The 14,771-nt window shown below is 64.7% G+C and carries 15 protein-coding genes; 10 read left to right on the top strand and 5 right to left on the bottom strand.

Going from position 1 to position 14,771, the window contains the following annotated elements:
* The 5 genes from QZ266_RS15225 to thiD form a co-directional block, all read left to right on the top strand.
* On the top strand, nt 1–255 hold a 255-nt coding region (locus QZ266_RS15225; RefSeq protein ID WP_295696668.1), incomplete at its 5' end, for an ankyrin repeat domain-containing protein.
* 109 nt (nt 256–364) lie between these two features.
* Entirely contained in the window at nt 365–1,255 is an 891-nt protein-coding gene (locus QZ266_RS15230) for a LysR family transcriptional regulator (RefSeq protein WP_295696670.1), read from the top strand.
* Between the two features lie 140 nt (nt 1,256–1,395).
* Entirely contained in the window at nt 1,396–2,244 is an 849-nt protein-coding gene (locus QZ266_RS15235) for a hypothetical protein (protein ID WP_295696673.1), read from the top strand.
* Between the two features lie 57 nt (nt 2,245–2,301).
* Entirely contained in the window at nt 2,302–3,261 is a 960-nt protein-coding gene (locus QZ266_RS15240; protein ID WP_295696676.1) for a lipopolysaccharide assembly protein LapB, read from the top strand.
* A gap of 33 nt (nt 3,262–3,294) precedes the next feature.
* Complete coding sequence (thiD, locus tag QZ266_RS15245) at nt 3,295–4,104, top strand: bifunctional hydroxymethylpyrimidine kinase/phosphomethylpyrimidine kinase (protein WP_295696679.1); 810 nt, start codon at nt 3,295–3,297, stop codon at nt 4,102–4,104.
* Here thiD and QZ266_RS15250 read toward each other — a convergent pair.
* Both QZ266_RS15250 and QZ266_RS15255 read right to left on the bottom strand, forming a co-directional pair.
* A complete protein-coding gene (locus QZ266_RS15250) occupies nt 4,101–5,003 on the bottom strand; it encodes a DMT family transporter (protein ID WP_295696682.1) in 903 nt (300 codons plus the stop codon). The genes thiD and QZ266_RS15250 overlap by 4 nt on opposite strands.
* Nucleotides 5,000–6,148, bottom strand: a complete 1,149-nt coding sequence (locus QZ266_RS15255; protein WP_295696685.1) for an aminotransferase class V-fold PLP-dependent enzyme — start codon at nt 6,146–6,148, stop codon at nt 5,000–5,002. Before QZ266_RS15255 ends, QZ266_RS15250 begins: the two co-directional genes overlap by 4 nt.
* An 89-nt stretch (nt 6,149–6,237) precedes the next feature.
* Here QZ266_RS15255 and QZ266_RS15260 point away from each other — a divergent pair, with 89 nt between their 5' ends.
* Both QZ266_RS15260 and QZ266_RS15265 read left to right on the top strand, forming a co-directional pair.
* Nucleotides 6,238–7,431 (top strand): phosphoserine transaminase, encoded by a 1,194-nt coding sequence (locus tag QZ266_RS15260; protein WP_295696688.1) that lies wholly within the window; start codon nt 6,238–6,240, stop codon nt 7,429–7,431.
* 65 nt (nt 7,432–7,496) lie between these two features.
* Nucleotides 7,497–8,066 carry an acyloxyacyl hydrolase gene (locus tag QZ266_RS15265; protein ID WP_295696690.1) on the top strand — a complete coding sequence of 190 codons (570 nt, stop codon included), beginning with the start codon at nt 7,497–7,499 and terminating at the stop codon, nt 8,064–8,066.
* A 677-nt stretch (nt 8,067–8,743) separates the two neighbouring features.
* Here QZ266_RS15265 and QZ266_RS15270 read toward each other — a convergent pair.
* Entirely contained in the window at nt 8,744–9,700 is a 957-nt protein-coding gene (locus QZ266_RS15270; RefSeq protein WP_295696692.1) for an esterase-like activity of phytase family protein, read from the bottom strand.
* A 115-nt stretch (nt 9,701–9,815) separates the two neighbouring features.
* Nucleotides 9,816–11,714, bottom strand: coding sequence for a cobaltochelatase subunit CobT (cobT, locus tag QZ266_RS15275; protein WP_295696695.1), 1,899 nt, complete (start codon nt 11,712–11,714; stop codon nt 9,816–9,818).
* 196 nt (nt 11,715–11,910) lie between these two features.
* Here cobT and QZ266_RS15280 point away from each other — a divergent pair, with 196 nt between their 5' ends.
* Both QZ266_RS15280 and QZ266_RS15285 read left to right on the top strand, forming a co-directional pair.
* Nucleotides 11,911–12,738, top strand: a complete 828-nt coding sequence (locus QZ266_RS15280) for a flagellin (protein ID WP_295696697.1) — start codon at nt 11,911–11,913, stop codon at nt 12,736–12,738.
* Between the two features lie 70 nt (nt 12,739–12,808).
* Complete coding sequence (locus tag QZ266_RS15285; RefSeq protein WP_295696699.1) at nt 12,809–13,750, top strand: NAD(P)/FAD-dependent oxidoreductase; 942 nt, start codon at nt 12,809–12,811, stop codon at nt 13,748–13,750.
* On the opposite strand, the gene QZ266_RS15290 is transcribed toward QZ266_RS15285, so the two are convergent.
* Nucleotides 13,738–14,034 (bottom strand): metal-sensitive transcriptional regulator, encoded by a 297-nt coding sequence (locus QZ266_RS15290; RefSeq protein WP_295696702.1) that lies wholly within the window; start codon nt 14,032–14,034, stop codon nt 13,738–13,740. The two genes, QZ266_RS15285 and QZ266_RS15290, sit on opposite strands and share 13 nt — an antisense overlap.
* A 40-nt stretch (nt 14,035–14,074) precedes the next feature.
* On the opposite strand from QZ266_RS15290, the gene QZ266_RS15295 reads away from it, so the two are divergent.
* Nucleotides 14,075–14,771, top strand: a 697-nt coding sequence (locus QZ266_RS15295) for a TolC family protein (RefSeq protein WP_295696704.1), incomplete at its 3' end; no start/stop codon positions are given.

The following is a 14,771-nucleotide window of genomic DNA, read 5'->3' on the forward strand; positions in this document are numbered from 1 at the left end:
GCGATAGCGGGCCATGTGGATGTCATCAGGCGCCTGGCCGAGGCCGGCGCGAATCTCGACATGCAGGGCGTCACCGGCGCGACACCGCTTTACTGGGCTGCCTTTGAAGGCCAGCGTGACGCGGTCCTGGCGCTCCTGGACGCCGGTGCCGATCCCGATATCCGCCCGGACGGCACGCCGGACTTTCACACCGTCGCGGAAATGCTGGACTGGCCCGAGGTCGCGGAACGGCTCGGCCCGCGGGTCGCCGATTGAGACGGTCGCAAGAAAGGGCTGGCGAAATCGGTTTGGCTCCCCATATGAATGACGCGGGTTTTGCGATAAATGAGCGGATACGAGCGCGTCTCTTTCTATTGGGGAATAAATGGACCGGATTGATGCCCTTCGCCTTTTCTGCTCGGTCGCTGAGCTGGAGAGCTTCACCAAGGCGGCTGAACGCGAGGCGATGACGCCCGGCGCGGCGTCCAAGCAGATCACGGCGCTTGAGCAACGTTTGCAGGCTCGCCTGTTTGAACGGACAACCCGGTCCGTGCGTCTCACCGATGCCGGCGAGGCCTTGCTCGATCGGGTCCGGCCGTGGCTCGATGAGTATGACGGGCTGGAACAGGGCGTTGCCGATGCACGATCAGCCCCGGCCGGGGTGCTGCGCGTCGCGGCACCGGTCGACTTTGGCGCCCGGCGGCTTCTTCCGATCGTCACCCGGTTCATGAATGAATGGCCGGGGGTGGAGGTTCGCCTCTCCTTCGCCGACCGCATGGTCGATCTCGTCAATGAAGGCTTCGATGTCGGGGTGCGGATCGGAAATCTTCCCGACAGCGCGCTGATCGCCAAACGCCTGGCTGCGGCCTGCATGACGGCCGTGGCCTCGCCGGACTATCTCGCCCGGGCGGGTACGCCTCAACATCCGTCCGATCTGGCCAAGCATGAAGTCGTGATCGACCGCAATAAACCGGCGCCCCACATGCTCAAATTCCTGCGCGACGAGGAGGAGGTTGACGTCAGGGTCAATGGCCGTCTGAGCCTCAATGGCGCGGTGGCTGCGGTCAGTGCGGCAGCGGCCGGTGTCGGCATTGCCTGTTCTCCGCGCTGGGCGGCCGAAGAGGCCCTCGCCGATGGGCGAGTGGTGGAAATCCTGACCGACTGGGACGCCGACCTTCGTTTCCTGTGGGCGGTTTTCCCGTCCAACCGATATCTGGCGCATCGCGTCCGTCTTTTTGTGGATTTCCTGGCTGAGCACTTCCCCGAACGGATCTGACCCGGTGGTCGGATTTTGCCGTCCGATCCGGATTCTCGCGCTTGATGCCTTTCCTGTGTTAGACAGGAAGAGGGCCAGCGAGGGACAGGGGGCCGGGTCGACAGGCCGGGCGCCGGACTAATCAGGGGGCATTGGACCAGATGTTTTTGCGCACACTTTTTCTTGTACTGATCGGCACGAGCCTGGCGGCCTGCGCCACGACCGATTCCGGTCCGGCTGGCAGCCCGCTCGCCAGTTCGGCGTTCAATTATGCGCCGTCGGATCGCGCGCCGGTGAATACGGCCGGCTACGACCTCCACGGCAGTGACTGGGCCGGTCGGCTTGCGTATATCGACGATGAGGGCGAAGCGCGTGCGCTGCTGCAGATGACGTATGAGGACGGGCGGGCCATCACTGCCTATCTCGACATCGCCATGCCCTATCTCGATGGCGGGTTGCGCCAGTTCAACGGCGAGGACGGCGAGGGACGCCTGGTTCATCTCGAACTTCAGGCCGGTCCGTGCCGGACGATGAGCGGCGACACGCTGATCTATTTCGCCGACATGTCGATTGGTCAGCGGACTGCGAGCGGTTGCGGACGTGAAGTCGGCGGCGAGCTGGACCGGTGGTCCAATTATCTCATCGACTATCTGCCCATTCTCGATCTGTGCCTGGCCGAGTTCCGGGATCGCGCCCAGCATGTCTCGATCGCCTACACGATGAGTGGCGGCGAGACCGGCGTGCGCATTGTTGATGTCGATACCCGCACCTGGGAATGCGCCACACGCGAACAGGGCACGGCGATCAATTCCGTCCGTCCCCTCGATGCGGCTGATGCCATGTATGGCGAGGGCGACCCGATCTTCGTTCGCGGGGAGATGCCGACCTTCGGCGAGGGATGCTATGTCTATGAAGCGGTGCGCGAGGATGACCGGACGCTGATCGGGGCCTTTGGCTTTGATGCGTGCAATGCCGGCCCGATCGCTGCGCTCGACCCCGGAGTGGGTTGAAGCGGTCGAGGATCCGCTTAACCCGGTCTTTACGCGAAGCAGAGCAAGGCCATTCGCATGCGTGCCTTACTTCTGACCTCCCTGCTCAGCCTTGTCCTGACCGCGCCCGTCGCGGCCGAGATTGTCGATCTGCGTGCCCGTGTTGATGGCGGGCATGGCCAGATATGGATTGCCTTCGACGAACAGCCCTCCGGGGTGACGACCGAGGTGACCGAGAGCGGGCTGAGCCTGACCGTGACCGGCGTGGAGGTTCGCGGCCGCGCCATCTCGCCGGCATCGGACACGTTGGTTGCCGCCGTGTCTGTCGACCCGCTCGAACAGGGTGGTGTCATTCACCTCTATGGCAGCCGGGCCTGGACCGGCGCTCGTGCAGAATTGCGCCAGGGTGGCGTTCTGGTCAGCATGGAAGTCGGCCCGGAGCAGAGGGTCCGTCTGGCGGACGCCACGCGCCGCGATGGGTCGCCAGCCAGCTCCGGAACCGGGCTCGGTACAGCGCGTGGCACGGATACCGGCTTTGGCTCTGACGACGTCGCTGTCGACGCGATGGCAGACCCCATGGCCAGCGATGCCGGTGCGGGTCCCGCCGCCGGGCCGGGCGTGCCGGCCCAGAGCCCGGAACCGGCAATGGCCGAGGCGCCTGCCGCCCGGGCACCGACCCCCTTGTTCGCGCAAAGCGATGCGTCGGCTCGCCGCAATGCGGCGGTTGCAACGCCGGGTAGCTGTGTCGCCGAGGCCGAGGCCGTCGAGCAAAGCCCGTGGGATGACGAATTGCTGCATGCGCAGGCTGCCTGCCTCGAGGCAGGAGGCCATCTGGCCTCCGCGGCGTCGATCTACGAGCAAATGCTTGCTTTCGAGCCCGAGAATTTCCGCGCCACTGTCGCGCTCGCCGAAATCCGGGTCGAGCAGGGCGATAGTGAGGCCGCACGGACGCTCTATGACCAGGCCGCCTCGCATGCGATATCCGATTCCGAAGCGGCGCGGGCACGGTCTCGGCTGCGGGCCCTGCGCGACCAATAGGTCGACCAACTCAGCCATCTGGACGGATCATTCATGGATATCAGCGAACCGAAGGGCCGCGTTCTGGTCATTGCCGGCTCGGACAGCGGCGGCGGCGCCGGCATCCAGGCCGACATCAAGGCGATCACGGCAATGGGCGGGTTTGCCGCGACTGCGGTCACTGCAATCACCGTGCAGAATACGCTCGGCGTCACGGCCATTCACCCGGTCCCGCTCGATGTCCTCAGGGGCCAGATTGATGCCGTCCTCGATGATATCGGTGCGGATGTCATCAAGACCGGCATGCTGGGGAATGCGGATGTCGTGACCCTCGTGGCCGACAGGCTGCAAGCCTGCGAGCCGCCCGTCCCGCTCGTGCTGGACCCGGTGATGGTGGCGACCTCGGGTGATGCGCTGGTGGATGACGGCACCGAAACGGCCATTCGGGACCGGCTCCTGCCCCTGGCCTTTCTGGTCACGCCCAATATTCCGGAAGCCGAAAAACTCACCGGTCTCGTGGTCGAGGATATTTCCGGTCAGCTGGACGCAGCCAACCGCCTGGTCGAGATGGGCGCCCGCGCGGCGCTGGTGAAGGGCGGGCATCTCAAGGGCAATGTCGTGACCGATGTTCTGGTCTCGGCACGCGGTATGGAGCTGATGGAGCGGCCGCGCCTGCCCGGACGGAATACGCACGGGACGGGCTGTACGCTGGCCTCGGCAATCGCCGCCTTGCTGGCCGATGGAGCAGCCCTGCCGGACGCGGTTCGTCGGGCCGGTGACTATCTGCACGAAGCCATCGCACGGGCCCCCGGATTCGGCGCCGGCCACGGTCCGGTCAATCATGCCTGGGTGATGCGGCCCTAGTCGATACGTCGGCCGCCACGGGCCAGCCAGACGCCGGACAGGATGACAGCGAGCGCGAGCGCGACCGTCCAGCCAATGGTCTCACCGATCAGCAGGCCGGTCAGCAGGGCGGCGATCGGGGTCAGATAATTGGCGATGGCGAGGAAGTTCGGACCGGCCGTTCGGGCAACCTGCATCAGGATGACCGAGGCGAAGGCCGTCGGGCCGAGGGCCAGCCATGCCGCCGATGCCCAGGCGCTGCCAGCCACATTCTCGACCTGCATCAAATCCCAGATGCCCAGGGGCAGGGCAAAGATTGTTGCCATGATCAACATGCCGGCCGCGGATACTGAGGGCGGCGTCTCCGGCAGGAGGCGGGCCTGGATGGCGTTGATGGCATAGCAGATCGCGGCGCCGATGATGGCGAGCTGGGCCAGCGTATCTGCCCCGCCGAGTCCCGCCAGTGCGGAGGGGCCGAGCAGCAGGATCACCCCGGCAAAGCCGACGACCAGACCCAGCACGGCGCGCAGGGTCATGCGTTCGCCCGGGACGAAGATATGGGCCAGGCCAATGGTCGCCAGCGGCATGGTCGAGACAAGGATCCCCGCCAGCGCACTGTCGATGAATTGCTGCGACCAGCTGACCAGGAAGAAGGGCAGCGCATTGCCGAAAAAGCCCAATCCGGCCATCCACAACCAGCGCCGGTCCGACAAGGGCGGAAGCCGCCGGCCGCGGGCATGGGCCCAGATTGTCAGGGCCAGGGCAGCGAGGCTCAGCCGAACGAAAATCAGCGCGCCTGGCGGCAGCGTCTGGACGCCATGCTTGATGAAGGCGAAGGCCGAGCCCCAAAGCACGGTCAGCAGCAACAGGGCCGCCCAGTCTTTCAGGCCGACCTGATGCGGCGTTGAGGGTGTGTTCACAGCAAGTCTTTCAAGGCCGCGCCAAGGGACTGGAAGTCTGCCTCATCATTGTAGACATGGGGTGTGATGCGGATCCGGTCGCCGCGTTGCGAAACAAATATTTCGCGTGCTGCTAATCGGGTGACCAGGTCGGCAGGCGCTCCATCCGGCAGGGAGAGGCTGAGATAATGCGCGGCCCGGTCAGGCGTTGTCTGTGTCAGACCCAGCGGCTGCAGCCGGTCTGCCAGGCCCTGATTATTCGCACCGAACGTGGCCGCCAGATCGTCGACGCCCCAATCGAGCATGGCATCCAGCGCCGCGATTGCTGCGGGAACAAGCTGGAAATTCGAACGTTCGCCCATATCGAAACGGCGCGCGCCCGGCGCGTGGTCGTCGGCATAATCGACCAGGCGGGCGAAGTCCTCGGCGCGGTCGCGGACGATCCAGTTCTGCTCCAGCGGCTCGCCGTCCTGGTGATGCGGCGCGACATAAAGAAAGCCCATGGCATAGGGGCCGAGCAGCCATTTGTAGGAGGCGGCGACCGCGAAATCCGGCTGGATGGTGGCGAGATCGAAGGGCATCACGCCCATTGATTGGGTCAGGTCCAGAACCAGCGCCGCACCCTGGCGCCGGGCGGCATCGCTGATGGCGGCCAGGTCGAGCGCGCCGCCATCGGCCCAGTGAACCTGCGGGCAGGCGACAATCGAGGTCGCGGGCGAGATCGCCGCGAGCATGGCTTCGGTCCAGCTTTGATTGTCCGAACGGGAAACAGCCCGGACGCGCGCTCCGTGTTCGGCGGCGAGTTCGCGCCAGACATAGACATTGGACGGGAATTGCTCGTTCAGGACGAGAATGTCGCTTTTCGCGTCGGGTGCCAGATTGCGCGCTGCGCAGGCCAGCCCGTAGGAGGCGGCCGGGACCAGGGCGATATCGTCCGTCCGCGCCCCGAAAAGGCGGGCCGCCTTCTGGCGAAGCCGCTCCGGCGCATCAAAGAAATCGGCCTGCACGCTGTAATGCCAGGGCTGGCCCTTGCGGGCATAGCTATCCTGTCCGGCGGCGATGGCGGCGGTCGGCATCGGGCCCATATAGGCGGCGTTGAGATAGCAGGTCTCGCGCGGCAGCTCGAACCGGTCGCGCTGTGGCGGGATCAGGGAGGGAGAACTCATGGCGAAAGCTCTTGCCCCGCGCCGGTCAGGGCGTCAACGTGCGCTGCAACATAACCTGTCCCGCCGCCCGCGATTCCCCGGAGACCGACTTGGCCGATACCGACACGCCCACCGCGACCCGCAGCCCTAATCCCAAGCCTGTCCTGCGCCCCGCTGACCCACGCTTCTCCTGCGGCCCGGTAAAGAAATATCCCGGTTGGTCCTGGGACGCGCTGGCCGACGCACCGCTCTCGCGGACCCACCGCGCCGGCGCTCCGGTGGCCCGGATCAAGGAGGCGATCGAGCGCACCCATGCGCTGCTCGAATTGCCGGAAGGCTATCATGTCGCCCTGATGCCAGGCTCGGATACGGGGGCCATGGAAGCGGCCATGTGGTCGCTGCTCGGCCAGCGCGGCACGGATGTCTTCTCCTGGGACGTGTTCGGCAATCGCTGGACCTTTGACGCCCGCGACGAGCTCAAGCTGAAAGACCTCCGCGTGTTCCAGACCGAGCCGGGCATCCTTCCCGATATCGATCAGTATGACGGCAAGCGCGACGCGATCTTCACCCTCAACGGCACGGCGGCGGGTGTCTGGATACCGGGTTTTGACTGGATCGATGCCGATCGAGAGGGCCTGACATTGTGCGACGCGACCTCGGCGGCCTTTGCGGTCGAGATCGACTGGTCGAAGATCGATGTGCTGACCTTCTCCTGGCAAAAATGCATGGGCGGCGAGGCCCAGCACGGCATGCTGGTGATGAGTCCGCGTGCCATCGAGCGCTTGAACACCTGGCGCCCGGACTGGCCGATTCCGGGCCTGCTGCAACTGCATGCCAAGGGCAAGGCCAATATGGGCGTCTATGAAGGCTCGACCCTCAACACGCCGTCCCTGATGGCGGTCGAGGATTATCTCGCCTCCCTGAAATGGGCCTCACGGATTGGTGGCCTGCCGGAATTGATCCGGCGCCGCGAAGAGAATTTCGCGGCCCTGGACGCCTGGGTCAGCCAGGCCGACTGGGTCGACTATCTGTGCGAAAATCCCGATCACCGCTCGCCGGTCTCGGTGACGCTGAAATACACCGACCCGGCCGTGATTGCGGCTGGCGAGGACGCGCTGTGGGATCTGACCAAGAAGATCTCGACCTTGCTGGAGCGCGAGAATGCAGCGCTGGACATCAATATGCACCGCGCTTCCGTGCCGGGTATCCGCATCTGGTGCGGGCCGACAGTCGAGCGTGATGATTTGGCCGCACTCGGTCCCTGGCTCGACTGGGCCTATCGCGAAGCTCTGGACGCGGGTTGAGACACGCTTTATCCCGTTTGCAACTGTAAACAGACGGGTCGCATCGGCGGCTCCAAGGGGACATCATGAAACATTTCCTGACGACAGCCGCCGCCTTCGCCCTGATCACCGGTGCCGGCCTGGCAGAGGATCGCGGGATGGAATTCCGTCTCGGCGTGACCGCGCATGACCTGGCTGATCATGTTGAAGATGGCCCGAACATCACCGTTGACCTGCTCTTCGCCTCGCCGGATTTCCTCGACGCGATCTGGTCGCCGCGCCCCTATCTCTATGGGTCGTTCAACACCAATGGCCTGACCAATTTCGGCGGGACCGGGCTGGCCTGGGATTTTGAAGTTGCCGAGAACCTCAATTTCGAATTCCGCACCGGCCTGACCTATAATGATGGTGTCGAGGACATCGACCCCAACGCGCCTCCGGGTGATCCGACGCGGATCCGCCTGGCGACCACGCGCTCGCTGATGGGCAATGAAATCCTCTTCCACAATGCGATCGGGCTGGATTACGACCTCGATGATCGCTGGTCCGTCGGCGTCTATTACGAGCACATCTCCCACGGCCAAATTCTCGCATCCGGCCGCAACCAGGCGCTCGACAATGCCGGCATCCGTCTGGGCTATCGCTTCGGAAATTAGGGTGCGGGCCGGGGGAGACCCCGCAGCATCACAGCAGTTCTGTCATCCCTGGTGGATGCCCCGCGCAAGCGGGGCGAAAGTCTGGGACCTCACTAGTCGCGACCACTTGGGTCCCCGCCTTGCGTCCGGCCTTCGCCGGACATCCAGCGGCGATGACAAGCTGGCAGACCGGGAGTTTATCCCCGCCCTCCACGCCAAAAACCGTCATCCTGACGCAAGTCAGGACCCAGTCTCGCAGGCCCAATTTTGACTGGCTTGGCAACGACTTGCGTCGCAATCTGGGTCCCGGCCTGCGCCGGAATGACGGTTTTTTGTCCCCAAACTTATCCTCCCCCCTCCCCACCAAGCGATAATGCCCTCGGTTTTCGGGACGGGAGGCGCGAGCTCAGTCACTTGTGCCCGGAAGCGAGCGGAGCCTGTCCGCGCCTCGGAGGTGACAATCCGAAGCTCCGGCAGGGCGTGTGATCAGGTCCAGGGGCACTAAACGACCGACCCTCACTACCTGGCGCATTGGAATCGGGGGCGAGAGCGTCCGGGAAAACTCCGCGAACGGGATGTCGGCGATGTCACGTTTTTCAAATCAAACCGGTTGACGGCATTGGCCGACATCCCGTTCCCCTCTCTGACCAAAACGCCAGGCGGTGACGCCGTGGCGCTATCGGTGCTTGGGGCCGGCCTCAGTCGAGCTGGAAGGCCAGAAGCAGCGTCCTCTGGGCCTCGTTGTAATTATCGTCGGACATGATCAGCAGGACGGTCCGGCCGTCGCGTTCGGTGACGGAGATTCCTTCGAAATTATCGACCGTCTTTCCGGCCTCCAGCGTGCCCAGCAGCTCCGGTTCGATTCGCTCGCCGCTGCCCAGCGCGTCGACCGCAAAGCGCAGGATGCGGATATGGGTGCCGATGTCCGAGCGCCAGAAGCGTTCGAGCACGTAGACTTGGCCGTCATGATAATCCAGCGAGGTCAGGCCGTATTCCGGCTGGGCTGCCAGTTCAGACAGGGACCAGCGTCCCGCTTCGCGCAGCCAGAGCGGGTAAGCCCCGGAACCGCCATCCTCGATGCCGGCGAGCAGGCGGCCACCCGGCAGGGCGGTGAGCCCTTCCATGCCACCATTATTGGTAAATTCGTCAGCCCCCGGCGGAGAGAGAAGCGCCTCACCGGCACTGTCCAACTGGCTCCAGTCCTCGCCGATCGCATAGGTATTGATCCTGTGCTCACGTTCGAAACTGATGGCGAAAACACCGTCTCCCAGGTCGGCGATGGCCTCGCTGTCCGCCGCGGTCCCGTCCAGCTGGTTGCCGGTTCGGGACAGCATGGAGGCCATGGCAAACTCGCTGACGAGAAGGGTCCCGTCATCCTCGCTCCATCCGATAGTGGCGGTCATCCAGTAGGCGCTGTCGGACACCGCCAGAATTCGGGACCCGTCAGCGGAGACCGCAAGGGCGGAAAATCCGCCGAACCGGTCATCCGGATTGGTCAGAACCACGCCGCCCAGATAGCTCAGTCGATCCAGATCGGTCCGTTCGGGTGATTGCTCATAGAGCGGCACGGCCTGGCTGCCGGCTGGAGCCAGGTCAATCTCGGTCGAACAGGCCGCAAGAAGAAGCGGAAAGAGGGGAAGCAGATATGAGCGCATCGGTCAGGCCTTGGTCGCAGCGGCGAGGAAGCCATCTGTCTAGACCGGTGCGGCGGTGCGAACCAGCCCTCGCGGACGGTCTCCCGGCGGCTGTGCCGCCCGTGCTCTCCCGGTCCTAGACACGTCCGGCAATCGACGCGAAATCCGTGCGGTTCATCGCCTGCGGGGCGCTGGAGAAGCCGGTGCCCTTGCCGCCGTCTTCCTCGAACAGGGCGGCGAGCTGGTCGGTCATGGCACCACCGAGTTGCTCGACATCATTGATGGTCACGGCGCGGCGATACCAGCGGGTGACGTCATGGCCGATGCCGATGGCGAGCAATTCGACTTCCGAGCGGGTCTCGATCATGGCGATGGTTTCGCGCAGATGGCGTTCCAGATAGCCGGCGGAATTGGCCGACTGGGTGCCGTCATCAACCGGGGCGCCGTCGGAAATCACCATCATGATGCGACGCTGTTCCGGCCGTGCGGCCATGCGTTTCCAGGCCCATTGCAGGGCCTCGCCATCAATGTTTTCCTTGAGCAGGCCTTCGCGCATCATCAGGCCGAGATTGACCCGGGCCCGGCGCCAGGGCGTGTCGGCGGCCTTGTAGATGATGTGGCGCAGGTCATTGAGCCGGCCGGGATGCGGCGGCTTGCCGTCGGCCAGCCACTTCTCCTTCGAGCGCCCGCCCTTCCAGGCCTTGGTGGTGAAGCCGAGAATTTCGGTCTTCACGCCACAGCGTTCCAGCGTCCGGGCGAGAATGTCGGCACAGGCCGCCGCGACCATGATCGGCCGGCCGCGCATGGAGCCGGAATTATCGAGCACCAGGGTGACGATGGTGTCGCGGAACTCGGTATCGCTCTCCTGCTTGTAGGAGAGTGGCAGGGTCGGGTCGGCGATGACACGGGCGAGGCGGGAGCCATCGAGCACGCCCTCCTCGAGATCAAACTTCCAGGCTCGTTCCTGTTGCGCCATGAGGCGGCGCTGCAGGCGATTGGCCAGGCGGCCGACGACCTGGTCGAGACCTTTCAGCGTATTGTCGAGATATTTGCGCAAGCGCTCGAGCTCATCCGGATCGCACAGGTCGGAGGCCTGGATGACCTCATCAAACTCGCGCGTGAAGACCTTGTAGGACTTGGCATTGGGATCATTGGTCGGTTGCCAGTTCGGGCGCATGGCGGTTTGCGCTGCGCCCTCATCATCCATGGCGTCGACACGGGTATCGGCATCATCCGTATCGGCATTGATCTCGTCTTCATCGCCGGCCGTGCCTGCGGCATCCGGCGTGTCGGGCTGGTCGCCCTGCTGGTCATCGCCCTCTGAATCATCGCCGGTGCGCTCCTCGCGATCGACACCCTCATCCTCATCCTCGGGATTTTCCGATTGCTCGGGATCGCCGCCCAGCTCGTCAGACAGGTCGAGATCCTGGATCACGGTGCGCAGGAGATCGGCAAAGGCTTTCTGGTCGTCGGCATTCTCGGCGAGGGCATCGAGCGAGAGCCCGGCCACGCTTTCCATCTGGTCGCGCCAGAGTGTCAGCAATCCGTCCGCCTCGGGCGGGGAGGGCTGGCCGGTTATGCGTTCACGGACAAGCAGAGCGAGCGCTTCCTCCATAGGTGCGGACTGACGGTCCTCGACACGCTGCCAACCCTTCTGCTTGCAGCGAATGGCCAGGGCGGCATCGAGATTGGCCGCCATGCCGCGCATGTCCCGGGCACCCAGACCCTCGACACGCGCCTGTTCGGCCGCGTGGAAAATCGCCCGCGCCGTCGCGCCGGGCGGCAGGACGCGGACATGAGCGGCTTCGTCATGATGGGCCAGGCGCAAGGCAAGGGCATCGGCCCGGCCGCGCACGGCCGCGGCGGCTTCGGGCGAAGGCTCGCTGCCCGGATTGGGCAGGACCATGCGGCCACCCGACAAGCCGGCGATCTCGCCGCCGAACCGAACGTCGAGCTCCCGGTCGCCGGCAATGGCGCGAGTGGTGATGGACAGGGCGCGCTTGAAAGCGTCGGGATCGGCAGGTGGCTGGCTCATGCCGGCAAATCTAGCCGATTGATCGCGGAAATCGAGCCATCGACTCAATCGATTGCCAGTCGCCGGGCCGGCACGGCATCAACTTCTTGCTAACCCTATCGTGGAAGAGTTGTCATTGGACCCGTACCGGCAAAAATGCCGGACAGGCCGTAATGATGGTGGCGAGTGTCGACGGATGACCTTTTCGGTCCATTCCATGACCTCCGTGAACTCCGCGCTGCAGCACATGACGAAGCTGCAAAGCCAGACTGCCGCAGTGCAGGACCGGATCGCGACGGGGCTCAAGGTAGGTAGTTCCAGTGATAATGGCACAGTCTGGGCGAGAGCCCAGGTCATGCGTGCGGACAATGATTCCCGTCGCAGCGCCCTCAATTCCATTGATCTGGGGACCGGCGTGGTCGAGACCGCCCTGGCCGCCGCCGAAGGCATTTCGGACCTGATGGTCGAAATGCATGGCAAGCTTGTCGCGGCGACCGACACGACGCTGGACGAGCAAAGCTGGCGCAGCTTGATGACCGATTTCATTGTCCTGGGGAACCAGGCGACGCGATTGGCCGAGAATGCCAGTTTCAATGACAGCAATCTGCTGGAAAGCGGGGGTGACGACCTGTCAGTCCTGATCGGCAAGGATCCGGGCAATACGCTGGCGATTGCCGCCGAGGACCTCACCGATGGTGGCGGTATTTTCGATGCCGGCCTGGCAGCCAGCCTACCGCAAGCCGACGCGTCTATCATTGTGACTCAGCCAACGACGGCGGATGTGACCGCGTTCGAGAGCTCCATGACCGATGTGACATCCGCGGTCTCTCGTCTGGGGGTCGGTCTCAAATCGCTGGAAATCCAGAAAGAATTGCTGGTGAAACAGATGGATGTGACCAGCGCGGGAATTGGCAATCTGGTTGATGCCGATCTCGGCCGCGAAAGTGCCAAACTGCAGGCGCTTCAGGTTCGCGAGCAGCTCGGCATGCAGGCCCTGGAAGTTGCCAATCGGTCACCACGGGTGATTTTGAGCTTCTTCCAGTAAGCTCCCGTATTGTCGGCCCGGGTCAAACGCCCTAATTCGCCGGAGAGTCTGTTTCCCGGGGACGTATTCCTTGACCACAATCATCATTGGCGCCGGCATGGCTGGCCTGACCTGCGCCCGGCATCTCGCGGATGCCGGGGAGGATGTCATCGTGCTCGAAAAGGGGCGCGGTCTGGGCGGCCGTCTGGCCACGCGCCGGACCGGTCACGGGTCATTTGACCACGGCGCCCAGTATGTCACGGCCCGCGATCCCGGCTTCATCGCTTATCTGGACCGGGCCGGGGCGGCGAGATCGGCTGCCCCCTGGGAGCAATTGGGCGTCGACCGGACCTGGTGGGTCGGAGCGCCGGGCATGAGCAAGCTCGTCGCGCCCCTTGCCGAGGGGCTCGATATCCGCAAGTCCTGCCGTGTCGGATCGGTCCAGCGAGCTGGTCAACGCTGGGCCGTGGCCTGCGAGGACGGCGAAACGCTGGAGGCTGACCGCCTTGCTGTCGCGATCCCTGCGCCCCAGGCCGCGACACTGCTGACGGGCGTCACGCCGCTGGCCGATGGTCTGGATGGGGTTCGCTATGCGCCTTGCTGGACGCTGATGCTGTCGCTGACCGAACCGCTTGAACAGGCGCCCCGTGTCTATCGTGCCTCGGATGGGCCTTGCGCGTGGATTGCCTGCGACGCGACCAAGCCCGGCCGTGCGGGCGATGGCGAGAATTGGGTGATCCAGGCCGGACCCGGCTGGAGCGAAACCCATCTCGAGGAGCCGGCAGACACGGTCAGCCGATTGCTCCACGATGCCTTCGAGTCCTGGGCTGGTGCCTTGCCCCAGATCAAGGCCAGCCAGGTTCACCGCTGGCGCTATGCCCGGGTTCTCAGGGCGTTGGAAACCCCCTGTTTATGGGATGGCGAGACCGGGATCGGACTGGCCGGAGACTGGTGTCTCGGGCCGCGGGTCGAGGCCGCCTTCATGTCAGGACGGGCACTGGCCGGGCGCATGATGGATGCTCAAAGCCGGTAATGCTTGGCCAGCAGGCCGATCAGCTCGTCCATCTTGGCCCTCTGCGCTTCGGCATCGCCGCTCTCGATGGCGTGGGCGACGCAATGACCGGCATGATCACGCAGGATTTCGCCCTCGACAGCCGCCAGGGCCGATTTCACGGCTGACAATTGCGTGAGCACGTCGATGCAATACCGGTCGTCTTCCAGCATGCGACCAATGCCCCGCACCTGACCTTCAATACGTTTCAGGCGGGTGAGGGATTTTTCCCGGGCAGGGGTGAGGGGGGTGTGGGTTTCCGACATTCATCTTGTATACCCCCGGGGGGTATGATAGCGCAAGTGGATGAAACGAACACGCCTCAACGCCCTGCCAGTCCTGGCGAGTCTTCTCGTGCTTTCGGCCTGCATGACGGTCGATCCGGCTGCCGAGCGAGCCCAAGTGATGGCCAGCGTCGCCGAACGGACCGGCTCGGTCGCTGACCCGGTTCTGCCGCGCGAGGGTGAGACGGTCAGTGAAGCCAGGGCGGTCAGTCTGGCGCTGACCAATAACCACCGCCTTCTTGCCCGCCTGAACGAGGCCGGCCTGGCCCGCGCCGATCAGGTGATGGCATCGCGTCCGGTCAATCCGGTTGTCGAGGTCGTGACGCTGCCGGGTGATGGTCATGGCCGGGTCTGGGATATTGATCTCAGCGCCTCCCTGCTGGGGATTGCAGCCACGCCGTGGCGGGCTGAGGCTGCGCAGGACCGGTATGAGGCACAACAGGCCGAGACGGTCCTCGCGGCCCTCGATTTCGTCGCCGAGACCCGCCGGGCCTGGGTCGCTGCCGTCGCCGCGCGCCAGCGCCTGGATCTTCAGCAGCGTATTCGCGATGCCGCGGCGGCCAGCCTGGTCGTGGCCGAGGAGATCCGCGCGGCCGGCAATGCGCCAATCGTCGAGCTGGAGCGCGAACGGATTTTCGCCCAGCAAGCCGAACTGGATTATCTGGAGGCGGAGCATGCCGCGCTCCAGGCTCGGCTCGACCTGGGCCGCCAGCTGGGGA

The organism is uncultured Maricaulis sp. (genome assembly GCF_905480005.1).
Classification (GTDB): domain Bacteria; phylum Pseudomonadota; class Alphaproteobacteria; order Caulobacterales; family Maricaulaceae; genus Maricaulis.

Excerpts from the sequence above, each read along its gene's own strand:
- QZ266_RS15230 (WP_295696670.1), top strand. The coding sequence starts at position 365 with ATGGACCGGATTGATGCCCTTCGCCTTTTCTGCTCGGTCGCTGAGCTG.
- cobT (WP_295696695.1), bottom strand. The coding sequence starts at position 11,714 with ATGAGCCAGCCACCTGCCGATCCCGACGCTTTCAAGCGCGCCCTGTCC.
- thiD (WP_295696679.1), top strand. The coding sequence starts at position 3,295 with ATGGATATCAGCGAACCGAAGGGCCGCGTTCTGGTCATTGCCGGCTCG.
- QZ266_RS15240 (WP_295696676.1), top strand. The coding sequence starts at position 2,302 with ATGCGTGCCTTACTTCTGACCTCCCTGCTCAGCCTTGTCCTGACCGCG.
- QZ266_RS15280 (WP_295696697.1), top strand. The coding sequence starts at position 11,911 with ATGACCTCCGTGAACTCCGCGCTGCAGCACATGACGAAGCTGCAAAGC.
- QZ266_RS15290 (WP_295696702.1), bottom strand. The coding sequence starts at position 14,034 with ATGTCGGAAACCCACACCCCCCTCACCCCTGCCCGGGAAAAATCCCTC.
- QZ266_RS15270 (WP_295696692.1), bottom strand. The coding sequence starts at position 9,700 with ATGCGCTCATATCTGCTTCCCCTCTTTCCGCTTCTTCTTGCGGCCTGT.
- QZ266_RS15265 (WP_295696690.1), top strand. The coding sequence starts at position 7,497 with ATGAAACATTTCCTGACGACAGCCGCCGCCTTCGCCCTGATCACCGGT.
- QZ266_RS15255 (WP_295696685.1), bottom strand. The coding sequence starts at position 6,148 with ATGAGTTCTCCCTCCCTGATCCCGCCACAGCGCGACCGGTTCGAGCTG.
- QZ266_RS15235 (WP_295696673.1), top strand. The coding sequence starts at position 1,396 with ATGTTTTTGCGCACACTTTTTCTTGTACTGATCGGCACGAGCCTGGCG.